General features: G+C 73.4%; 16 protein-coding genes and 1 riboswitch. Of the genes, 12 read left to right on the top strand and 4 right to left on the bottom strand.

The window, feature by feature from the left end; translation table 11 throughout:
* Positions 1 to 82: 82 nt before the first annotated feature.
* Genes Q2K16_RS17395 through Q2K16_RS17380 form a run of 4 tightly spaced genes read left to right on the top strand, consistent with a single transcriptional unit; the run spans position 83 to position 3,717 of the window.
* Positions 83 to 631: a hypothetical protein gene (locus Q2K16_RS17395; RefSeq protein WP_302738650.1), complete on the top strand. Its 549-nt coding sequence runs from the start codon at positions 83 to 85 to the stop codon at positions 629 to 631.
* Complete coding sequence (locus Q2K16_RS17390; protein WP_302738649.1) at positions 628 to 1,797, top strand: peptidoglycan-binding protein; 1,170 nt, start codon at positions 628 to 630, stop codon at positions 1,795 to 1,797. The genes Q2K16_RS17395 and Q2K16_RS17390 overlap by 4 nt, the downstream gene beginning before the upstream one ends.
* 22 nt (positions 1,798 to 1,819) lie before the next feature.
* Complete coding sequence (locus Q2K16_RS17385; RefSeq protein WP_302746515.1) at positions 1,820 to 2,506, top strand: ABC transporter ATP-binding protein; 687 nt, start codon at positions 1,820 to 1,822, stop codon at positions 2,504 to 2,506.
* Entirely contained in the window at positions 2,503 to 3,717 is a 1,215-nt protein-coding gene (locus tag Q2K16_RS17380; protein ID WP_302738648.1) for an ABC transporter permease, read from the top strand. Before Q2K16_RS17385 ends, Q2K16_RS17380 begins: the two co-directional genes overlap by 4 nt.
* A gap of 114 nt (positions 3,718 to 3,831) precedes the next feature.
* Here the strand turns inward: Q2K16_RS17380 and Q2K16_RS17375 are convergent, their stop codons facing one another.
* The gene (locus Q2K16_RS17375; RefSeq protein ID WP_302738647.1) at positions 3,832 to 5,643 is read right to left on the bottom strand and encodes a hypothetical protein; all 1,812 of its coding nucleotides are present in this window, start codon (positions 5,641 to 5,643) and stop codon (positions 3,832 to 3,834) included.
* Positions 5,644 to 6,633: 990 nt separating this feature from the next.
* Here Q2K16_RS17375 and Q2K16_RS17370 point away from each other — a divergent pair.
* Entirely contained in the window at positions 6,634 to 7,083 is a 450-nt protein-coding gene (locus Q2K16_RS17370; RefSeq protein ID WP_302738646.1) for a DoxX family protein, read from the top strand.
* Positions 7,084 to 7,138: 55 nt separating this feature from the next.
* On the opposite strand, the gene Q2K16_RS17365 is transcribed toward Q2K16_RS17370, so the two are convergent.
* Positions 7,139 to 7,858 carry a hypothetical protein gene (locus tag Q2K16_RS17365; RefSeq protein WP_302738645.1) on the bottom strand — a complete coding sequence of 240 codons (720 nt, stop codon included), beginning with the start codon at positions 7,856 to 7,858 and terminating at the stop codon, positions 7,139 to 7,141.
* Between the two features lie 313 nt (positions 7,859 to 8,171).
* A riboswitch (SAM riboswitch) is annotated at positions 8,172 to 8,307 on the top strand.
* A gap of 8 nt (positions 8,308 to 8,315) precedes the next feature.
* On the opposite strand from Q2K16_RS17365, the gene thrC reads away from it, so the two are divergent.
* The 3 genes from thrC (at position 8,316) to paaN (ending at position 12,753) form a co-directional block, all read left to right on the top strand.
* Entirely contained in the window at positions 8,316 to 9,602 is a 1,287-nt protein-coding gene (gene thrC / locus Q2K16_RS17360) for a threonine synthase (protein WP_302738644.1), read from the top strand.
* 357 nt (positions 9,603 to 9,959) lie between these two features.
* On the top strand, positions 9,960 to 11,027 hold the full coding sequence (locus Q2K16_RS17355; protein WP_302738643.1) for a GNAT family N-acetyltransferase: 1,068 nt from the start codon (positions 9,960 to 9,962) through the stop codon (positions 11,025 to 11,027).
* 52 nt (positions 11,028 to 11,079) lie between these two features.
* Positions 11,080 to 12,753, top strand: coding sequence for a phenylacetic acid degradation protein PaaN (gene paaN, locus Q2K16_RS17350; protein WP_302738642.1), 1,674 nt, complete (start codon positions 11,080 to 11,082; stop codon positions 12,751 to 12,753).
* Between the two features lie 180 nt (positions 12,754 to 12,933).
* On the opposite strand, the gene Q2K16_RS17345 is transcribed toward paaN, so the two are convergent.
* Positions 12,934 to 13,464, bottom strand: a complete 531-nt coding sequence (locus Q2K16_RS17345) for a GNAT family N-acetyltransferase (protein WP_302738641.1) — start codon at positions 13,462 to 13,464, stop codon at positions 12,934 to 12,936.
* 223 nt (positions 13,465 to 13,687) lie between these two features.
* On the opposite strand from Q2K16_RS17345, the gene Q2K16_RS17340 reads away from it, so the two are divergent.
* From Q2K16_RS17340 to groL, 3 genes are all read left to right on the top strand, one after another.
* The gene (locus Q2K16_RS17340) at positions 13,688 to 13,891 is read left to right on the top strand and encodes a cold-shock protein (protein WP_067305333.1); all 204 of its coding nucleotides are present in this window, start codon (positions 13,688 to 13,690) and stop codon (positions 13,889 to 13,891) included.
* Positions 13,892 to 14,356: 465 nt separating this feature from the next.
* Positions 14,357 to 15,169 (top strand): hypothetical protein, encoded by an 813-nt coding sequence (locus Q2K16_RS17335; protein ID WP_302738640.1) that lies wholly within the window; start codon positions 14,357 to 14,359, stop codon positions 15,167 to 15,169.
* A gap of 279 nt (positions 15,170 to 15,448) precedes the next feature.
* Positions 15,449 to 17,071 carry a chaperonin GroEL gene (groL, locus tag Q2K16_RS17330; protein WP_088643186.1) on the top strand — a complete coding sequence of 541 codons (1,623 nt, stop codon included), beginning with the start codon at positions 15,449 to 15,451 and terminating at the stop codon, positions 17,069 to 17,071.
* A gap of 132 nt (positions 17,072 to 17,203) precedes the next feature.
* Here groL and Q2K16_RS17325 read toward each other — a convergent pair whose 3' ends face one another.
* Positions 17,204 to 19,720, bottom strand: coding sequence for a S8 family serine peptidase (locus Q2K16_RS17325; RefSeq protein WP_302738639.1), 2,517 nt, complete (start codon positions 19,718 to 19,720; stop codon positions 17,204 to 17,206).
* 149 nt (positions 19,721 to 19,869) lie between these two features.
* On the opposite strand from Q2K16_RS17325, the gene Q2K16_RS17320 reads away from it, so the two are divergent.
* Positions 19,870 to 21,711 carry a glycerol-3-phosphate dehydrogenase/oxidase gene (locus Q2K16_RS17320; RefSeq protein WP_489671776.1) on the top strand — a complete coding sequence of 614 codons (1,842 nt, stop codon included), beginning with the start codon at positions 19,870 to 19,872 and terminating at the stop codon, positions 21,709 to 21,711.
* The last annotated feature ends 67 nt before the right edge of the window (positions 21,712 to 21,778 follow it).

The following is a 21,778-nucleotide window of genomic DNA, read 5'->3' as shown; positions in this document are numbered from 1 at the left end:
TGCCGCTTACGCCCTGGATACCGCCTTGGGAGTTGAGTTGTCCCTGATGCCGGCTCTCTGCCGGCCGGAAGGGAGACCAACGATGCGACGACATCCGCTACGCCTGCTCCTGGCCCTGCCCGTGGTGGCGGCCCTGGCCCTGAGTGGCTGCCAGTCCGGTGGCGACGACGATCCCGGGGTGGCCAGCGCCGGTGGTGGGGGCGACACGACGCCCTCGCTGTCCGCCGCCGCCGGGATGAGCGACGAGGAACGCCAGCTCAAGTTCACCGCGTGCCTGCGCGAGCAGGGGCTCGACGTGCCGGACCCGCAGCCGGGGCAGAACGGGCCACGGTTCAACTTCGGCGGCGACGTCGACCCGGCGAAGGTGCAGGCGGCGCTCCAGCAGTGCCGCGAGTACGCCCCCAACGGCGGGCAGCCCCGGCAGCTCGACGCCGGTCAGGTCGAGCAGGTGCGCAAGCTGGCCCGATGCATGCGGGAGAACGGCGTGCCGAACTTCCCCGACCCGTCCGCCGACGGGCGCATCCAGCCCGGCCGGGCTGACATCGACCTCAAGGACCCGGCGGTGCGGACCGCGTTCGACAAGTGCCGGGAGACCGTGCCCAACCTCGGTGAACGCCGGGGGACGTCATGACCGGCACACCGCGGACCACCGAACCGCCCACCGACGTGCCGGCCGCCGCCGGATCGCCCGCCGCCGGGAGGCAGGCGTCACCGGCCCGGCGGCGACGCCCGCGACCGGGGTTCCTGCTCGGCGCGGCGGGGCTGCTCGTGGTGGCGGTGGCGGGCACGGCGGTCATCTTCGCCAGCGGCGGCCACGCCGACCGGTCGGCGTCGCTCGACCGCAGGCCACCGTCGACCACCACGGTCACCCGGCAGAACCTGGTCGACCGGGAGACCAAGAACGGCGAACTGGGGTACGGCACCCCGCGCGCCCGGGACAGCCGGCTGGGCGGGACGGTCACCTGGCTCGCCGAGGGCGGCGCGACGGTCAAGCGGGGGAAGGCCCTCTACCGGATCGACGACGAACCGGTGGTGCTGCTCTACGGCAGCCTGCCGGCGTACCGGATGCTGCGCTCCGGGGTCAGCGGCACCGACGTGAAGCAGTTCGAACAGAACCTCGCCGCGCTCGGGCACACCGGCTTCACCGTCGACGAGGACTTCACCTCGGCGACCGCCGACGCGGTCCGGGACTGGCAGGAGGACCTGGGCCTGCCCGAGACCGGCCAGGTCGAGCCGGCCCGGATCGTCTACGCCCCCGGCGAGGTCCGGGTGGAGAGTCACGGCGTGGAGGTGGGCGACACCGTCGGCGTGGGCAAGGTGGTCCTGTCGACCACCGGCACGGCCCGGCTGGTCACCTGCACCCTCGACGTCGAGGATCAGCGGCTGGCCCGTAAGGGCGCGGAGGTGACCATCACGCTGCCCGACGGCACCCGCAGCACCGGCCGGGTCGACACGGTCGAGACGGTGGTGCAGACCTCGGCGGCGACCACCGGCAAGGACGCCGAGACCGACACCAAGATCGAGGTGACCATCACCGGGAACGACGCCAAGGCCCTGGCCGGCTACGACAAGGCGGCGGTCGACGTCGGCCTCGTCGCCTCGGAACGCGCCGACGTGCTCACCGTCCCGGTGGCGGCGCTGCTCACCCTCGCCGAGGGCGGCTACGGGCTGGAGGTGGTCGAGAAGGGCGGCACCCGGATCGTGGCGGTGCGTACCGGCCTGTTCGCCGACGGCCGGGTGGAGGTCGCCGGCGGGGCGGTCACCGAGGGGCTGACCGTGGGGATGCCCGGTGACTGAGCCGGCCCGCGTCGCCCACCCCGTGGTCGAGCTGCGCGACGTGACGAAACGCTACGGCGACACGGTCGCCGCCCTCGGCGGGGTCTCGATGACAGTCGACCGGGGCGCCCTGGTGGCCATCGTCGGCCCCTCCGGATCGGGGAAGTCCACCATGCTCAACGTGATCGGCACGCTGGACCGGCCCAGTTCGGGCGCGGTCCACATCGACGGGTACGACGCCGCCCGGCTGTCCGACCGGGAGCTGTCGGCGCTGCGGGCCAGCCGGATCGGCTTCGTGTTCCAGCAGTTCCACCTGGCTGCCGGCGTACCCCTGGTGGAGAACGTGGCGGACGGCCTGCTCTATGCCGGGGTGCCCCGGCGGGAGCGGCGGCGGCGGGCGGAGGCGGCGCTGCGACGGGTCGGCCTGGGGCACCGGCTGGACCACCGGCCGCACCAGCTCTCCGGCGGCGAGCGGCAGCGGGCGGCGATCGCGCGGGCGGTGGTCGGCGAGCCGCCGCTGCTGTTGGCCGACGAGCCGACCGGCAACCTCGACTCCAGCTCCGGGGCCGGGGTGATGGAGCTGCTGCACGAGCTGCACGCGGCCGGCACCACCGTCGTGGTGATCACCCACGACCGGGAGATCGCGGCGAGCCTGCCCCGGCAGGTGCAGATGCGCGACGGGCTGATCGTGGCGGACTCCGCCGCGCCGACCGGGGCGGTGGTCCGGTGACCACGACCGCGGTGGACCGGTTACGGCCGGCCCGGCTGAGCCCACGGGACGTGCTGCGGGTCGGCGGGGTGGGGTTGCGGACCCGGCCGTTGCGGGCGTTCCTGTCCGCCCTGGGCATCGCCATCGGCATCGCGGCGATGATCAGCGTGGTCGGCATCTCCTCGTCGTCGCGGGCCGACCTGGACCGGACGCTGGCCGCGCTCGGCACCAACCTGCTCACCGTCGCGCCGGGCAGCACGCTGTTCGGCGCGGACGCCCAACTGCCGGTCGAGGCGGTCGGCATGATCAGCCGGATCGGCCCGGTACGCCAGGTCTCGGCCACCGCCCAGCTCGCCGACATGCCGGTCTACCGGTCGGACCGGATTCCGGCGGCGCAGACCGGTGGCCTCGGCACCCAGGCGGTGGAGCTGGATCTGCTCGACACCGTGGGCGGTTCGCTGGCCAGCGGGACGTGGCTCAACGAGGCCACCGCGCGGTATCCGGCCACGGTGCTCGGGGCGGTCGCCGCCGAGCGGCTCGGGCTCGGCGCGGCCGGGCCGGACATCCAGGTCTACCTGGACGGGCGGTGGTTCACCGTGATCGGCATTCTGCAACCGGTGCCGCTCGCGCCGGAACTCGACTCGTCGGCGCTGGTCGGCTGGTCGGCGGCGACCACCTACCTGGGCCTGGACGGGCATCCGACCCGGATCTACACCCGCTCGGCCGAGCAGCACGTCGAGGCCGTCCGGGCGGTGCTGGCGGCGACGGCCAACCCGGAGCAGTCCAACGAGATCCAGGTGTCCCGGCCGTCGGACGCGCTCGCCGCCCGGCAGGCCACCGACGAGGCGTTCACCGGCCTGCTGCTCGGCCTGGGCGCGGTGGCGTTACTGGTCGGCGGCGTCGGGGTGGCCAACACCATGGTCATCTCGGTGATCGAGCGGCGGGCCGAGATCGGGCTGCGGCGGTCGCTGGGCGCCACCCGGGGGCAGATCCGCACCCAGTTCCTCGCCGAGTCGCTGCTGCTGTCCGCCCTGGGCGGGCTGGGCGGGGTGCTGCTCGGCGGCCTGGTCACCGCCGGCTACGCCAGCTCCCAGAGCTGGCCGACGGTGGTGCCGCTCTGGGTGGTGGCCGGCGGCATCGGGGCGACCATCGGCATCGGCGCGCTGGCCGGGCTCTACCCGGCGATCCGGGCCAGCCGGCTCGCCCCCACCGAGGCGCTCGCCACCCCGTGACCGTGCCCCGACCCGCCCGCCGGACGTCCCGGACGGGCGGGTCGGGCTGCGTCGGGTGGCCCGGCGGACGGTGGGGACCGTACCGTCCGCCGGGCCACGATCAGCCGGCCCGGGTCAGCGTCGGCTCACCCGGATCAGCTCCCAGCCGCCCTTCGGGACGCCTGGCGTCGGGTCGGTACGCAGGTTCATCGGGTTCGCCATCCCGAGGTAGAGCGTGGAACCGTCCACCACCATGGTGCGGACGCCCTGGTTGAGCGGGTTGCCGAAGCCCCCGGTGTCGACCGCGCGGGCCGGCCGGCCGGGCGCGTCGAACGACCACAGGTCCGCCCCGAAGGTCGGCGGGCTGGTCGCCGTGCCGGCCGGGGGCGTGGGCAGTTCACCCTCCAGCGAGATGTAGGCGAAGTCCATGGTGCCGACGTAGAGCCGGCCGCCGGCCACCGCCATCTTCCAGGCGTACAGGTTGAACGGGTCGCCGAAGCCGGAACCGCCGTGGACCGGGGTCGACCCGGTGGGTGCCGGGGCCCATGCCCCGACGCCGTTGTTCGCGGTCGGGTCGTACGCCGGCAGCGCCGACTCGCCGTAGAGGGTCTCGACCCGTTCGCGCGTACCACCGAGATCCTGGCCACGGAAGACGGCGAACGCCCGCTGGGTGTTCTGTACGGTGGCCTGGAGCTGCGCCGGGCTGCGCGGCGGGTACACCGACAGGTGCAGGGCGGTCGCCTGCAACGGCACGTGCATGGTGCCCCAGTAGAGCCGGCCGCCGAACGAGGCGAGCCCACCGAGGGCGTACGCCCGGCGGACCACCGGGTCCGGCTCGTAGTCGGCGGCCGACCAGACCTGCGCCCAGTCGCCGGCGTCCTCCGGGTTCAGCCCGGGTGCGCCGGCCGCCAGCGGCGGGCTCATCCAGATCCCGGCCAGGTCGGCCGGGTCGGTGCCCTCTCCGACACCGTCGGGCGTCGCCGGGACGCCGCCGGGGCGCGGTGCCTGCCCGCCGACGTACGACGGGCCGGCCGAGTACGGGGCCGGGATTCCGCCGGCTGCGGCGCGCTCGGCCGCCGAGCCGTCGACGATCGCCTTGGGCCAGGTCGACACGTAGAGCCGGCCCTGGTGCTCGGTGAGGTCGGCGACCTGGGTGGGCAGGTCGGCGACCTCGGTGAAGGCGAACGGGGTGGTGCGGTCGCCGGTCCAGCGCAGCACCCGGCCGGCCTCGCCGCCGTTGGCGCCCAGCCCGACCCCGGCGTAGAGCACGCCGCCGGCCACCACCCAGTGTCTGATGTTCTCGTACCCGGAGAGGTTGGTCGAGCCGAGGTACCGGCCGGTGACGGTGTCGAAGGCGAACATGTTCACCCCGCCGACCACGCTCGGGCCGCCGAGCAGCACGACTCCCTGGTGGGCGGCGGCGCTGCGCAGCCCGGCGGTCGTCCTGAGCAGGTTCGCGTCCGCCGGGGAGGCGGACGTGATGTCGGCGGTGCGTTCGGTGAGCCGTTCGGTGGACAGGTCGTAGGTGAAGACCTCGGGGGTGCGGTGGTCACCGAGGGTGACCGGCAGGCTGGGGTTGGCCCGGGCCGGCTGGCTCCGACCGAACTCGCAGACGTAGTCGTCGTTGAGGATCGGTTCGCGGACCTGGTAGCCCTCGGGCTTGAGGCAGAGCACGTTGGCTCCGGTGCCGAACCACAACCGCCGGCCGGCCTGGGCGAGCCCCCAGACGTACGACTGGTTGACCTTGGGTTGTCCCTCGGCGCAGGGCGGTCCGGGGGGATAGTCGACCCCGACTCCGGCGAAACACTCGTCGGCGGCGGCCTTGGCGAGCAGCCGTATCGATTCGGGCCGGGTGTCGGCGCTGGCCGGGGTGGCGAGAAGAGGTAGCAGAATCAGGATGCCGAATGCGGGTAGCAGTCGTGACGGCAGGGGTGGTCGACGTCGCACGGTGGTCCTTTCCGTGAATACCGGTCGAGGTGGCGTCAGCCGGGACGGGGTGCGGCTCGACCGCTCTCGACCAGGGGGGATGGATAATGGACGTGACGCACGGAATTGCAGCGCCGGACGACTGTGTAACGTCGTCCGGTGAACACGGAAAATTGCCGGCACGAGAAATAATGGGCCGGTCCGGTGCGGTGCGGGTGACTGATGATTCCGGGGGTGGGTCAGCAGTTCCGGGCGTAACGTGGTGACGAGGTTAACGTATTACGACGGTCATCACCGTGATACGGGTTGTTAAGGATTTTTGAACTGCCCGGTGGGTCGGTGGAGGCGGTGGGCGGTCGCCCGGAGGTGACGCCGGACGCCCGGAGCGGGCACCACGAAAATTGCTGACGGGTCTGGCTTTCGGGGTCTCCCGGGAATACCGCGCCAACCGGTTGCTGTCGTCCGAAGCCGGCGTGCGGGCCGGGGTGGACGGTGATGGGCGTCGGCTGCCGCCGGGGCGGGTGGCAGGTCTCCACGTCTGCCGGCGCGCTCGATGGACGTGCACGTCACGGGGTGGCGCTCCGGCGGTGCCGGTCGGGTGCGACGGTCGGGGAGCCGTGTCGTCCGGGTCGCCGGGGTCGGGGCGGCCGGGCCGGCTGGTGGTGCCGCCCGCTCCGTGACGTTCCCGCCGGCGGTCACGCGAATTGTGCGCATATTCATTTACCATAAACATGGCGTATGAATTTAATGACAGTTCATTAATAGTTAACAATCATTACGTATCGAACGCCCTCGGGGTGCCGCTCGGCGTGGGTGTGGCGGCGGGGTGGACGCCGGCCGCGTGTCGGGTGTCGCCGGCCGGATCGGCGTCGGCGCGACGGGCGGGCGACCCGGGTTGCGGGGGTGGGGTATTGTCTCGCAACGGGATCTTCCCAGTAACAAAGAATTTATCGATTTAACTGCTTCGATGCCTCATCATGGTGGGACGTAATCCCTTCCATGGAGGTTCCCATGAACGTCTCTCGGCTCGGCGGGCCGACCCTGTCCCTGTACCGCATCGTCATCGGCTTGCTGTTCACGCTGCACGGCCTGTCGTCGGTCTTCGGGTTGTTCGGCGGCAACCCGATGACCGGCAAGGCCATCCCGGTCGGTACCTGGCCGGGCTGGTGGGCCGCGCTGATCCAGCTGGTCTGCGGCGCGCTGGTGCTGGCCGGTCTCTTCACCCGGCCCGCGGCGCTGCTCGCGTCCGGCTCGATGGCGTACGCCTACTTCGTGGTGCACCAGCCGGAGGACCTGCTGCCGCTGCGCAACGGCGGCGAGCTGTCCGCGCTGTTCTGCTGGTCGTTCCTGCTGATCGCGGTGCTCGGCCCGGGTTCCTGGGCGCTCGACACGCTGCTCGGCCGCCGGCGTTCCGACGCCCCGGCGGCCCCGGTGTCCGAGCCCAGCTCGGTGCCGGTCTGACGGACTGACCCGCGTCGCCGGAGCCTCGACGAGGCGGCCCCGGCGACGCGCCCGGTCAGGGGTTGTAGGGAGCGTCGGTGTGGCTCACCTCGGTGAGCGTGCTGCCGGAGAGCTTGTAGACCGACGTGCGCTTGATGTCCAGCTCGGCCATGCCCCGGCTGGGGCCGCGGGTCAACCAGACCACGGTGGCCCGCCGCCCGGCCACGCTCACCGACACGACCGGGGTCCGGTCGCCGAGGTCGGCCAGCGCCCGGAACACCGGCAGGCCGCCGTTGTTGCGCCACACCGCGACGGTGTAGAAGGTGCCGCTGCCCCCGGAGTTGAGCGAGACCACACCGACCGCGTCGTCCGCGCCGTCGCCGTCGAGGTCGCCGATGCCGCAGGGCTTCTGGAGCGTCACTGTCGCGCCGTCCTCGCCCGACCACTGCCCCTCGGTCAGCGGCAGGTAGTCCGGGTAGCCGTTGTAGGGCGTCTTGCTGCTGCCGAGCTTGGCGCCCGCCAGATGGGCGCAGGTCAGCGGAGCCTTGACCACCGGCGCCGGGAGGGTGGTGGTGGCCGCCGGGGCGGTGCTGGGGGCGCTCTTCTTCTGCGGGGTCGGCTCGGCCTCGGTGGGCGTCGGCTCGGGCGTGGCCGCGTTCAGCACCGAGGCGGTGGAGGGTCCGGTGGACGGGTCGACCGTGGGCGCCGCCCCGTCCGTCGTGCCCTGTTCACCCCCGCACGCGGTGAGCAGGCAGACCAGGGCGAGACCGGTGAGGCTCAACGGGATCCGTCGCATGGCCGGGGGGTCCTCTCTCGACATCAGGTGACCCGCACCGTACTGATCGATGGCAATGCCGGTCATCGGCTCCATGGACGGCCCGGGCCGCCCTGTCGGAGCGCGGTCAGGGGCCGACCGGAGGGTCGGCGTACGGCTTTCTCCGCCCGGTGCGTACGGGCGTGTTGAGCTGGAAACTTCCCCGAAACATCGGTCTCGACCGGGGTGGTCGGCAGGTGCCCGGCGGCGGAGTGGCGCACACCATGGTTCACACCGTGGGAAGCGGGCTGGGCGATGGCCGCGAAGCTGCCTAGACTCGGCTTCACAACTGCATACCTCATCCAGAGGGGCTGAGGGATACGGCCCGACGACGCCCCGGCAACCACCCCGCGCGCTCATCGCTGAGCGTCCGGCGGGGCAGGTGCCAATTCCGTCCCCGCCGCAGGGTGCGATGCGGGGAAAGATGAGAGGAATCGACATGACGTCGACGCTCGCCGCCCCCGGTATCGACACCGCCGCCAGCCCCGCCCGCGCCCTGGTCTGCCGCGCCTGCTCCGCCCGTTACCCGCTCGCCGCGCAGCACGCCTGTTACGAGTGTTTCGGCCCGCTGGAGGTCGACTACGACGCCGCCGCGCTGGCGCGCGTCACCCGGGAGCAGATCGAGGCCGGCCCGCAGAACATCTGGCGGTACGCCGCCCTCCTGCCCGCCGGCCAGGACCCGGCCACCCGGGTCACCCTCGACCCGGGGCTGACCCCGCTGGTGGCGGCCCCCAACCTCGCCGCCGAGCTGGGCATCAGCGCGCCGCTGTGGGTCAAGGACGACAGCGCCAACCCGACCCACTCGTTCAAGGACCGGGTGGTCTCGGTGGCGCTCACCGCCGCGAAGGCGCTCGGCTTCCAGCGGTTCGCCTGCGCCTCGACCGGCAACCTGGCCAACTCGGTGGCCGCCCACGCGGCCCGCGCCGGTGCGCCCTCGGTGGTCTTCATCCCGGGCGACCTGGAGCAGGGCAAGGTGATCACCACCGCCGTCTACGGCGGCGACCTGGTCGCCATCGACGGCTCGTACGACGACGTGAACCGGCTCTGCGGCGAGCTGGTGGAGACCGACGAGTTCGAGGACACCGCCTTCGTCAACGTCAACGTCCGGCCCTACTACGCCGAGGGCTCCAAGACCCTCGGGTACGAGGTGGCCGAGCAGCTCGGCTGGCGGATCCCGGCCCAGGTGGTCATCCCGATGGCCTCCGGCGAACTGCTCACCAAGATCGACAAGGCGTTCACCGAGCTGGTCGAGATCGGCCTGGTCGAGGCCCCGGCCGGGGGCTGGCGGGTGTTCGGCGCCCAGTCGGCAGGCTGCAACCCGATCGCCGCCGCCCTGCACGCCGACACCGACACCATCACCCCGGTCCGGCCGACCGGCATCGCCAAGTCCCTCAACATCGGCGACCCCGCCGCCGGCCTGTACGCCCTGGAGGCGGTGCGGCGTACCGGCGGCTGGATGGAGTACGTCGACGACGAGGAGATCCGCGCCGGCATCCGGCTGTTGGCCCGTACCACGGGCGTCTTCGCCGAAACGGCCGGCGGGGTGACCGTGGCGGTGCTGCGCAAGCTCGTCGAGACCGGCCGACTCGACCCGACCGCCGAGACGGTCGTCTTCAACACCGGCGAGGGCCTGAAGACCATCGACGCGGTCGCCGGTCAGGTCGGCCCCACCCACCGGATCAAGCCGTCCCTGCGGGCCGCCCGCGACGCCGGTCTCCTCTCCTGACCGTTCGCCACCCCGTACTCCGACGATCGACTCGTCGGGGCGCACGGTGCGGTGTCAGCGTGCCGGAACGCCACCCTCTCGGCCCGGTCGTTTCGATCATGGGCGCGCGACGGTCCGAGTGGATCTCTGGGTGACCGGGTTTTCGCGGTGGGTGGTGAAAACCCACCGGGAGGGACTTGACGGCACGAACCGGGCGGCGGAAGATGCTCCGTGCGGGAGGGCTTTCGCCGGAGACTTTTCAAGTTCTTACGACCCAACGCCGGAGGCGTTGTGCGAACGTCCCTCCCGACCAACGTGAATCGGGGGCCAGCGGAAATCCGCTGGCCCCCGATGTCGTCCACGGGAAAGACTCGCGGCGTGGCCCTGGACGTCGCGACGATCGACCGGACCGACCAACCCACCCTCGACGCGGCCTACCGGATCGCGGCCACGGTCGAGGCGATGGAATCCCCCGACCTGCCGCCGCCGTGCCGGCGACGCTTCGAGGCACCGCTGTGGCACCCGATGCCCGGCATCGACACCCGGTGGTCGGTGGCCCGACTCGACGGGGTGCCCGTCGGCTGGGTCCGGGTCAACCTGCACCTGCTGGACAACACCGACAACGCCAACATCGAGCTGGCGGTGGACCCGGCGTACCGGCGGCGCGGGGTGGGGCGGGCGTTGTTCGCCCACGCCCGGCTACTGCTCCGGAGGGCCGGCTGCAAACGGGTGGTCGGCGCCGCCGTGACCGCGCTCCCCGACGACCCCTGCGACGCGACGCCGGCCTGGCCGGACGGGCACGCGTCGGCCGGGGCGGGGCGGGAGTTTCCCGGGGGTGCTTTCGCGGCGGCGCTCGGTGCCCGGCCGGTGCTCGTCGAAGTCCGTCGCCGGCTGGACGTCACCGCGCTCGACCGGACCCGGCTGGCCGCCCTGCGGGCCGGGGCGCGATCGGCCGCCGCCGGCTACCGCACGGTCCGCTGGCACGGACACCCGCCGTCGGAGCACCTCACCGACCTCGCCCACCTGGAGGGCCGGCTGATGACCGACGCGCCCCTGGGCGACCTGGAGTGGGAGCCCGAGCGGATGGACGCCGAGCGGATGCAGGGCATGGAGCAGGCGCTCGACGCGCGGGGGGTCCGCCGGTACAGCGTCGCCGCCGTGCACGGGGCGTCCGGCCGGCTGGTCGCGTGGAGCGTGCTCAGCCTGGCCGCGAACACCACCCGGCACGCCTGGCAGCAGATCACCATCGTCGATCCGGCCCACCGGGGGCACCGGCTCGGCCTGCTCTGCAAGGCCGAGAACCTCGAACACACCCTGGCGTACGAGCCGGAGCTGAGCGTGGTCGACACCTACAACGCGGCGCTGAACACCCACATGATCGCGATCAACGAGCAGCTCGGGTTCCGGCCGGTGGCCGGGGCCACGGAGTGGCAGGCGACCATCTGATCTGTGACACGCCCCTACTGATCTGGCCGCCATCTGTTGCATGATGGCGGGCATGACGGAGACCCCGCACCCGCTGTACGACAGGCACGCCGACACCCTCCACCGGGCGCTGACCGCGATCACCGAGCGGGGGTACTGGTCCGCGTATCCCGAATCACCCAGCCCCCGGGTGTACGGCGAGACCGCCGCCGCCGACGGCAGGGCCGCCTTCGAGGCGTACCTCGGTGGTGACTTCCCGCTCGACCAGCCGGGGGCGGCCGACCGGGTCGCCACCGAGACGAGCCCGTTCGGGGTGGCCCTGGACGTGCGCTATCCGCACCCGGGCGCGGACGAGGTGGTCGCCGCCGCCTCCGCCGCCCTGCCGGCCTGGCGCGACGCCGGCCCGCAGACCCGGGTGGGGGTGTGCCTGGAGATCCTCGCCCGGCTGCACAGCCACATCTTCGAGCTGGCCAACGCGGTGCAGTTCACCAGCGGGCAGGCGTTCGTGATGGCGTTCCAGGCCGGCGGCGCGCACGCGCTGGACCGGGCGCTGGAGGCGATCGCCTACGCGTACGCGGAGATGACCCGGCACCCCGGGACGGCCGGCTGGGAGAAGGCCGCCGGCAAGGGCGACCCGCTGCGGATGACCAAGACGTTCCACGTGGTGCCGCGCGGGGTGGCCCTGGTGATCGGCTGCAACACCTTCCCGACCTGGAACTCGTACCCCGGGCTGTTCGCCTCGCTGGTGACAGGCAACCCGGTGGTGGTCAAGCCGCACCCCCGCGCGGTGCTGCCCCTGGCGATCACCGTGAAGTACGCCCGGGAGGTGCTCGCCGAGGCCGGCTTCGACCCCGACCTGGTGCTGCTCGCCCCCGAGGCCCCCGGCGAGAAGCTGGCCTCCACCCTGGCCCTGCACCCCGCCGTGAAGATCGTCGACTTCACCGGTTCCACCGGGTACGGCGACTGGCTGGAGGCCAACGCCCGGCAGGCGACCGTCTACACCGAGAAGGCCGGCCTGAACACCGTCGTGATCGACTCCACCGACGACTTCGCCGGGATGTGCCGCAACCTCGGTTTCACGCTGACCCTCTACAGCGGGCAGATGTGCACCACCTCGCAGAACATCCTGATCCCCGCCGCCGGCATCGACACCGACCAGGGGCACAAGAGCTTCGACGAGGTGGCCGCCGGTATCGCCGCCGCCGTCGGCAAGCTCACCGCCGACCCGGCCCGGGGGGTGGAACTCACCGGGGCGATCGTCAACGACGGGGTGCTGGAACGTCTCGACGAGGTCACCAAGGTCGGCGAGGCGGTGCTGGAGTCGCGTACCGTCACGCACCCGGCGCTGCCCGACGCGGTGGTCCGGACGCCGACCATCGTCAAGCTCGCCGCCACCGACACCGAGGTCTACGGCCGGGAGTGGTTCGGGCCGATCTCGTTCGTCATCGCCACCGACTCGACCGCGCACGGGCTGGAGATCCTCCGCTCCACCGTGGGGGAGTGCGGCGCGCTGACCGCCGCCGTCTACTCCACCGACGAGGCGGTGCTGGACGCCGCCGAGGCCGCCGCGATCGACGCCGGGGTGCACCTGTCGGCCAACCTGACCGGCGGGGTCTTCGTGAACCAGTCCGCCGCCTTCTCGGACTTCCACGGCAGCGGCGCGAACCCGGCCGCCAACGCCGCCCTGACCGACGGCGCCTACGTGGCCAACCGCTTCCGCATCGTCCAGTCCCGCCGCCCCGCCTGACTCCCGCCCCCGCCCCTCGCCTCCTCTCGCCTCGCCGGCTCTCGCCTCGGTGATCAAGAGGTTCGCGTCAGCTCCGGACCTCCGGGTGACCTGAACCTCTTGATCACCGGGGCTGGGCGGGCACCGGTCGGGCGGGCGGCGGGGTGTGGGTGGGGAAGGGGAGCGGTGGGAGGGAGGGGGTCAGGCGGGGCGGCGCATCTGGAGTTCGTTGAGGGCGGGGAGCTTGGGGTGCGGGACGCGTACCCCGGTGTCGGTGAAGCCCAGGCGGTGGTAGGCCCGGCGGGCCCGGTCGTTGCCGACCACCACCTCCAGCATGAGCTGCGGCCGGCCGCAGGCGCGCGACCAGGCGGCAACCTCGTCGATCAGCGCGCCGAGCAGCCCGCTGCCCCGCCACGAGGGGGTCACGTAGACCGCGTAGACAACCGTCAGATCCGGCTCGTCGGGGGAGACGGTGCCGCCCGCGTGCCCGACCAGCCGACCGCCGGGGTCGGCCACGAACTGGGCGGTGTGGCACCCCTGGGACACGTACGCGATCCGGGCCGCGTAGTCGGCGTGCGGCCGGGCGGCGGCCTCGGCGACGGTCTCCAGGAAGGCCAGCGGCGCGTCCGCGAGCATCTCCAGCCGCAGCGCCCGCATCCGGGCCGCGTCCTGCGGACGCACCCGGTGCACGGGGGCCGTGCGGGTCGCCGGTGGGGCCGGGGCAGAGGTCATGGGGGCATGCATACCGCAGCGATGTTCACCGATGGGTGACCGGGTCGATACCCGTCTGATTTGACCATATTTGTGGTCGTGCGCTGTCGTCACTCCTCGTGTAGCGTGCGATTTCGGTCACCGATTCAGCGGTCCTCACCGACCGCCGTAACGGTGGCTCTCCGCTGTCGGCCCGCCGGCAATCCGGAGTTGGGGAACGCCGCGCAGAGTGAGGAAGTGCACCGTGGCACAGGGCACCGTCAAGTGGTTCAACTCCGAAAAGGGCTACGGCTTCATCGCCGTCGACGGCGGGCAGGACGTCTTCGTCCACTTCTCCGCCATCGAAATGGACGGCTACAAGGCGCTCGACGACGGTCAGCGGGTGGAGTTCGAGATCGCCCAGGGCCAGAAGGGCCCGCAGGCCGAACGGGTCCGCGTCATCGCCTGACCTCCTCGCCGGTCCCGCCCCGTCCCCCGGTGACGGGGCGCGCCGGGTCCCCACCGCCGGGCCGCCCCGGTGGCCGGATCGGGTTCCCACCCGCCGGATGCGTCCGGGTGACGGTTGGCGGCGGAGGCCGGCGCCGGGAAAGATCGTGAACCGTCCAGGCGTCCCCGCTGAGGAGGGTTCATGTCCGACCAGTCGCCTTCGGGTCCGCCCGACCCCGCTGCCGGGTCCCCGGGCGGCCCGTGGGGGCAACCGCCCGGGGGCATGCCCGCCGGTCAGCAGCCATGGGGCACCCCGCCCGGGCAGCCCGGCTGGGGTCAGCCCGGGGCCTGGCCGCCGGGCTGGAGCTATCCGGCTCCCGGTGGCCCGTACCCGGGCTACCCGCTGGGTGCCGGTGGCGGCTTCCCGCCGGGCGGGGGTCATCCGCCGTTCGCCGGGCCTGGTCCCTGGGGTCCGGAGGACCCGCTGGTGAACCCCCCGCACGCCGGTCTGGAGGGGTGGTTCGGCAGGTGCACCGGCGCGGTACGGCGTAGCTGGCGGCCCCTGCTGCCGCTGATGCTGCTCACCCAGGTCGTGCCGGCGGTGGCGGTGTCCCTGCTCTCGCTCGGCATGGGGCCCGACGCCACCGTGCTGCCCGCCGACGGTTCGCTGCCTGCGGACTACCTCAGCGACCTGGTGATCTACGGCGTCTCGGTGCTCCTGGTCGCGCTGGCGCTCGGGGTGGTGCAGGGCATCGGCTGGGCCGGCGGGACCTGGGTGGTCGCCCGGCAGGCCGCCGGTCAGCCCGCCGACCTGCCCGGCGCGCTGCGCTACGGCGCGCGCCGCTGCCTCGGCCTGTGGGGATGGATGCTGGTGCTGGGCGTGCTCATCGGTGTCGGGTTCTGCCTCTGCCTGCTGCCCGGCATCTACCTGGCCTTCGCCCTCGCCCTGGCCGGCCCGGTCTACCTGTTCGAGGGGCAGAACCCGGTCGGCCGCTCGTTCCGCATGTTCCACGACCGGCTGGGCATGGTGCTCGGCCGGGTGGCGCTCGTCGCCCTGGCGGTGCTCCTCGGCAGCGCGCTCGGCAGCGTGGTGGAGTCGGTGGGCACCGTGCCGTTCGGCACCGACCCGTTCACCGCGCCGGGCACCGCCGTCGGCGCGGTGGCGGTGATCCTGGTCAGCGCGGTGCTGGTCCTCCCGGTCTACCTGGTGCAGTTGGTCGGGCTCGTCGTGACGTACGCCGAGCAGCGGGCGCAGGAGGGGCCGGTGAACGTCACGCGACTGGTGGCGGAACTCGGCTGACCGGCCCCGTCGTGCTTGCACTCGGCAGGGGAGAGTGCTAAACAAGTCATTGGCACTCGCATACGATGAGTGCCAATGGTCGGGGCGGTAGGGCCACGGTCACGCAGGCGTCTCGATGGCGTCGGGGTGGCACATGGCCGGTCGTCGCGGGCTGTCCGGCCCGACCGAGGAGGACGTCGTCGTCGCCAGGTGGCGACGTCCCCAAGGTGCGTACACCAGGCGGCCCGTCCGGGGCACAACACCCGGGTGGCCCGTGAGTGTCCAGGAGGACAACGCCGTATGGCCAAGATGATCGCGTTCGACGAAGAGGCTCGCCGCGGCCTCGAGCGGGGCATGAACCAGCTCGCCGACGCCGTGAAGGTGACCCTCGGCCCCAAGGGCCGCAACGTGGTGCTCGAGAAGAAGTGGGGCGCCCCCACCATCACCAACGATGGTGTGAGCATCGCCAAGGAGATCGAGCTCGAGGACCCGTACGAGAAGATCGGCGCCGAGCTGGTCAAGGAGGTCGCCAAGAAGACCGACGACGTCGCCGGTGACGGCACGACGACGGCGACCGTCCTGGCCCAGGCCCTGGTACGTGAGGGTCTGCGCAACGTGGCCGCCGGTGCCAACCCGATGGCCCTGAAGCGGGGCATCGAGGCCGCCGTGGCCAGCGTCTCGGAGGAGCTGTCCAAGCTCGCCAAGGACGTCGAGACCAAGGAGCAGATCGCCTCCACCGCCTCCATCTCCGCCGGTGACAGCACCGTCGGTGAGATCATCGCCGAGGCGATGGACAAGGTCGGCAAGGAAGGCGTCATCACCGTCGAGGAGAGCAACACCTTCGGGCTGGAGCTGGAGCTCACCGAGGGTATGCGCTTCGACAAGGGCTACATCTCCGCGTACTTCATGACCGACCCGGAGCGTATGGAGGCCGTCTTCGACGACCCGTACCTCCTGATCGTCAACAGCAAGATCTCCTCGGTGAAGGACCTGCTCCCGATCCTGGAGAAGGTCATGCAGTCGGGCAAGCCGCTGCTGATCATCGCCGAGGACATCGAGGGCGAGGCCCTGGCGACCCTGGTCGTCAACAAGGTCCGGGGCACCTTCAAGTCGGTCGCCGTCAAGGCGCCGGGCTTCGGTGACCGCCGCAAGGCCATGCTCGCCGACATCGCCATCCTCACCGGTGGTCAGGTCATCAGCGAGGAGGTCGGCCTCAAGCTCGACGCCGTCGGCCTCGACATGCTGGGCCGCGCCCGCAAGGTCGTGGTGACCAAGGACGAGACCACCATCGTCGACGGCGCCGGCGACGCCGACCAGATCCAGGGCCGGGTCAACCAGATCCGGGCCGAGATCGACAAGAGCGACTCCGACTACGACCGCGAGAAGCTGCAGGAGCGGCTGGCCAAGCTGGCCGGCGGCGTCGCGGTGATCAAGGTCGGCGCGGCCACCGAGGTCGAGCTGAAGGAGCGCAAGCACCGCATCGAGGACGCCGTCCGCAACGCGAAGGCCGCCGTCGAGGAGGGCATCGTCCCGGGTGGTGGCGTCGCGCTGGTGCAGGCCGGCAAGACCGCCTTCGACAAGCTGGACCTGACCGGCGACGAGGCCACCGGCGCGCAGATCGTCAAGATCGCGCTGGACGCCCCGCTGCGGCAGATCGCCGTCAACGCCGGGCTGGAGGGTGGTGTGGTCGTCGAGCGCGTCCGCAACCTGGACGCCGGGCACGGCCTCAACGCCGCCAGCGGTGAGTACGTCGACCTGCTGGCCGCGGGCATCATCGACCCGGCCAAGGTGACCCGGTCGGCGCTGCAGAACGCCTCGTCGATCGCGGCGCTCTTCCTCACCACCGAGGCCGTCGTGGCGGACAAGCCGGAGAAGACCCCGGCCGCCCCGGCTGGCCCGGGTGGCGGGGACATGGACTTCTGAGTCCAGCTCCAACCCCGAACGGGGCGGGCCGCGCGAGCGGTCCGCCCCGTTCCGTGTCCGTGGCCCGTACCCACCCCGGCCAGGCCGGTTCGTCCCGGCGACGGGCCGACCCACCCCGGGGGCGGGGACCGGTCAGCGGCGGGCCGCCCGCACCGCCGCGTACGCGTCGACCAGCCCGGCCCCGCTCGACGCCGTCACCGGCCCGCAACTGAGGTCGGCGGGCCCGGCCGGTTGCGCGGTGTCCCGCAGGATGCTCCGGGTCCGCGCCAGATCGCCGACCAGCGCCGGATTCGCCGACCACATCAGCGCCACCACGCCCGCCACCTGCGGGGTGGCCATCGAGGTGCCATCAAGCGTGGCGTAGCCGCCGCCGGGCATCGCGGACCTGATCCCCGCCCCGGGCGCGACCAGATCCGGCTTGACCACCCCGCCCGCGACGGGGCCCCGGCTGGAGAACTCGGCGACCACCCGGTCCCGGTTCACCGCCCCCACCGTCAGCACGTCCGGGTACGGGGCCGGCGGGTCGACGATCGACCCGCAGTCCGGGCCGGTGTTCCCGGCGGCGGCCACCACCAGGATGCCCGCCGCCTCCAGGGCGGCGGTCGCCGGACGCAGCGCCCCCGGATCACAGCCCTCCACCGGCGGGCACCCCCACGAGTTGGTCAGCACGTCCGGGGCACGCGCCGGCCGTCCGTCGGTGAACGGGTCACCGCCGGCCGGGAACGGGGCCAGCATGAACTGGAGACAGTCCAGGTAGTGCGCCGGACTGCCCAGGTTGCGATCGAGGTTGACGCAGCCCACCCACTGCGCGCCGGGAGCCACCCCGATGCCGTCCCGCCCCACGGCGCTGCCCGCGGTGTGGGTGCCGTGGCCGCCGGAGTCGGCGGGGGAGCGGGTGTGGTTCCACGGGTCGTACCAGGAGTCGTCGCCGCCCCGGAAACCGGCGGCCAGCGCCGGGTGTGTGCCGTCGACCCCGGAGTCCGAGCTGCCGACCACCACCCCGGAGCCGGTGACGGACAGCTCCGACCAGACCCGGTCGGCCCCGATCATCCGCAGGTTCCACTCCGGCCCGGTCGGTGCCGGTTGGTCGCCCCGGCTGACCGGCGCCGGTACGGGCAGCGGGCGGAGCCGCTGGCTGACCAGCACCCGGGCCACCTCGGGGCGGCCGGAGAGCCAGGCCCGCACCGCCGGCCCGCCGTCGGTCTCGATCGCGTTGACCAGGTAGTACGGCGTCGGGTCGAGGCCCAGCCGGCTCAGGTCCCGGCGCAGCCCGCCCTGGGTGCGTTCGGCGGTCGCCACCAGCCGGCGGTAGACCTCGGCGGTCCGCGCCTCCCGGCCCGCCCGACCGGGAGTACCGGCGGGGATGCCGGAGAGGTCGGCCTGCTCGCGGAGCACCACCAGCAGCCGCTCCCCGTACAGGCCGGGCTGGCCGGCGGCCACGTCGACCACCCCGACGGTGAGCAGCAGGACGGCCGCGCCCGACGCGGCGACCAGCCGGCGCGGCGCGCGCCCGCGTGGCCGGGCGAGCAGTACCCCGTACCCGACGGCCAGCAGGACCGCGACGGCGAACCCGACGCCCGAGGCGACCGCGACCCAGTAGGGGACGTCGCGGGTGGTGGCCAGCAGGATCGAGATCTCCTCCGGGTCGGTGAGCGCCAACGGGCCGAACACCGCCAGGCCGACCAGCCAGCGCACCGGCGCGGCACCGGCGGGCCGGCCGGCCCGCCGGGCCGCCACCTGGCACGCGCCCAGCGCGAACCCGACGGGCGGGACGACGAGCAGCGCGGGGAGTTGGACGCCGGAGTGGCCGGTGCCCGCGACGACCAGCAGCAGGACCACCCCGGCGACCAGGCCGCCGACCAGCACGGCACGGGCCGACCGGGGTGGCCGGTCACCGGTGAAGGGGGCCCAGAACCGGTCGTCGAGCAGCGCCCCGGCCAGCAGGCCGACCGCCGTCGCGGCGAGCGCGGCGAGCACCGTCTCCAGCAGGCCGCCCAGCGCGCCGAACCGGACCCACGGCAGCAGCAGCGCCAGGCCGGCGGCGATCGCCAGCAGGGTGACCGCCTGCGGCCGGCCGGCCCCGCCATCCGGCCCGCGACCGTGCTCGGTCTGCTCGCTGCTCCGCCCCCGGTCGGCGGAACCTGGTGCCCCGTGCGCGGGGTCGGTGCCCCGGGGCGGGGCGGCCGGGGGATGCGTGCCGGCAGTCGGGTGGGCCGGGGCGGGCAGCCGGGTGGCCAGCAGCGCGAGCAGCGTCGCCGTCGCGGCCAGCGCGGCCAGGTACGCCTCGTGGTGCACCTGCGGCAGCGCCCGCAGCGACCCGAGGGCGACCAGGGCCAGCGCGCCGGCCAGCCAGGCCCGGCCGGTGGCCCGCACCCGGGGCGAGCGGGGGAGCAGGGCCAGCAGCAGCGCGGGCAGGCCGACCAGCAGGGCGGTGGCCAGGCTGAGCGCCGGCCACAGCCACGCCTGCCGGTCCCATCCCGCCGCCACCTGCAACTGCTCGACCGACCAGCCGACCGCCTGGAGCAGCACCACGAGGGTGACCGTCCAGCCACCGGCGAGCGCGGCGGCCACCACCGGCCACGGACTCGACGGACGGGCGGCGCTCGGCGGGAAGCCGTAGCCCGGCGGAGGGGGTGTGTCGGCCAGCATCCGGAAACAGTACGACGCGTCCCTGCTGCGACGACCCGGCCCGGGAGGCACTGCCGTGCGGCGCGTCGCACGGTCACCGTGCGGGCGGTGGGGAACCTGGCCGGTTGCGGGCCTGCTGCGGGCGGGACCGGGCGGGTTACGGTGGACGGGTGCGTGACCCCAATGTGACCCGATCCGCCGCCGGTCAACTCTCCCCGCAGCGCCGCGCCGCGGATCTGCGCCGGCTCCGGGCCGAGCGGTTCGACGTGCTGGTCATCGGAGGCGGGGCGACCGGGGCCGGTGCCGCGCTCGACGCCGCCTCGCGGGGGCTCAAGGTCGCCCTGGTCGAGGCCCGCGACTTCGCCGCCGGCACCTCCAGCCGGTCCAGCAAGCTGATCCACGGCGGGCTGCGCTACCTGGAACAGCTGGAGTTCCACCTGGTCCACGAGGCGCTGACCGAGCGGGGTCTGCTCGCCACCCGGCTCGCCCCGCACCTGGTCCGGCCGGTCCCGTTCCTGATCCCGCTCCCCGCCGGGCGGGGGCTGCGCGACCTGCCGGCCCGGCTGGTCCGCCGCTCCTACTACGGGGCCGGTGTGGCCGCCTACGACGCCTTCGCCGGGCTGTTCGGCACCGGCCGGGGGATGCCGCTGCACCGGCACCTGACCCGTGAGGGTGCCCGCCGGGTCTTCCCCAGCCTGCGGGCCGACGCGCTGGCCGGGGCCATCCGCTACTACGACGGGCAGGTCGACGACGCCCGGCTGGTGGTGACCCTGGCCCGCACCGCCGCCAGCCTCGGCGCGACGGTGGTGAGCAGCGCCCGCGCCGTCGGGCTGGTGCGGCAGGCCCGGGAGGTCACCGGGGTCCGGGTCCGTGACCTGGAGGCGCCCCCCGGCTCCCCGGACGCCGAGTTCGAGGTACGCGCCCGTACCGTCATCGCCGCCACCGGCGTGTGGAGCGACGACATGTCCCGGATGCTCAACGACGTCGGGTTGCGTCCCGGGGTTCGGGTCCGGGCCTCCAAGGGGGTGCACCTGGTGGTGCCCCGCTCGGCGATCACCGGCGAGACCGGGCTGATCGTGCGCACCGCCACCAGCGTGCTCTTCGTCATCCCGTGGGGCGGGCACTGGATCATCGGGACCACCGACACCGACTGGCGGCTCGACCGCTCCCACCCGGCCGCCTCCGCCCGCGACATCCAGTACCTGCTCGACCAGGTCAACCTGGTGCTGGACCGGCCGCTGTCCAGCGCCGACATCGAGGGCGTCTACGCCGGGCTGCGCCCGCTGCTCGCCGGTGAGGCCGACTCGACCTCCAAGCTCTCCCGGGAACACGCCGTCTTCGAGCCGATGCTCGGGCTGCTGCTGGTGGCCGGTGGCAAGTACACGACCTACCGGGTGATGGCCGCCGACGTGGTCGACCGGGCCGCCCACCGGCTCGGCGGCGTACGCCCCTCGCGCACCGCCGACCTGCCGCTGCTCGGCGCCGACGGGTACGCCGCGATGTGGCGGGACCGGGCCGACCTGGCCCGCCGGCACGGGGTGCCCGTCGGGGTGGTCGAACACCTGCTGGAGCGGTACGGCACGCTCACCCTGGAGGTGCTGGCGCTGATCGCCGCCGACCCGCTGCTCGCCTCACCGCTGGCCGGCGCACCCGAGTATCTGGCCGCCGAGGTGACCTACGCCACCCGCTCCGAGGGGGCGCTGCACCTGGAGGACGTGCTGACCCGGCGTACCCGGATCTCCTTCGAGACGACCCACCGGGGCGTCGACTCGGCCGGGCACACGGCGGAGCTGATGGGGGCGGTGCTCGGCTGGGACGCGGCCACCCGGGAACGGGAGATCGCGCACTACCGGGCCCGGGTCGAGGCCGAGCGGGAGTCGCAGCTCATGCCGGACGACGCGACCGCCGACGCGGCCCGCCTCGGTGCCCCCGACGTCCGGGGGTTCGCCGCCGACCGGGGTGTCGACGGCGTCGAGGACGACCCGCTGCACCTGCCGACGTCCTCCCGCTGACCAGCCCGGGGCCGGTTCCACCAGGCGGGGCGGGGCCGGTCGGCCGGTTCCGGACGGCAACGGGGTG

It is taken from the genome of Micromonospora cynarisoli, from assembly GCF_030518815.1.
Taxonomy (GTDB): Bacteria; Actinomycetota; Actinomycetes; order Mycobacteriales; family Micromonosporaceae; genus Micromonospora; species Micromonospora wenchangensis.
Note: the sequence above shows the minus strand (reverse complement) of the source record. Positions and strands in the feature narration are given on the sequence as shown.

Bases quoted from the DNA above. Each gene is read 5' to 3' on its own strand.
- Q2K16_RS17395 (WP_302738650.1), top strand. From the start codon at position 83: ATGCGACGACATCCGCTACGCCTGCTCCTGGCCCTGCCCGTGGTGGCG.
- Q2K16_RS17390 (WP_302738649.1), top strand. From the start codon at position 628: ATGACCGGCACACCGCGGACCACCGAACCGCCCACCGACGTGCCGGCC.
- Q2K16_RS17370 (WP_302738646.1), top strand. From the start codon at position 6,634: ATGAACGTCTCTCGGCTCGGCGGGCCGACCCTGTCCCTGTACCGCATC.
- Q2K16_RS17365 (WP_302738645.1), bottom strand. From the start codon at position 7,858: ATGCGACGGATCCCGTTGAGCCTCACCGGTCTCGCCCTGGTCTGCCTG.
- thrC (WP_302738644.1), top strand. From the start codon at position 8,316: ATGACGTCGACGCTCGCCGCCCCCGGTATCGACACCGCCGCCAGCCCC.
- paaN (WP_302738642.1), top strand. From the start codon at position 11,080: ATGACGGAGACCCCGCACCCGCTGTACGACAGGCACGCCGACACCCTC.
- Q2K16_RS17345 (WP_302738641.1), bottom strand. From the start codon at position 13,464: ATGACCTCTGCCCCGGCCCCACCGGCGACCCGCACGGCCCCCGTGCAC.
- groL (WP_088643186.1), top strand. From the start codon at position 15,449: ATGGCCAAGATGATCGCGTTCGACGAAGAGGCTCGCCGCGGCCTCGAG.
- Q2K16_RS17325 (WP_302738639.1), bottom strand. From the start codon at position 19,720: ATGCTGGCCGACACACCCCCTCCGCCGGGCTACGGCTTCCCGCCGAGC.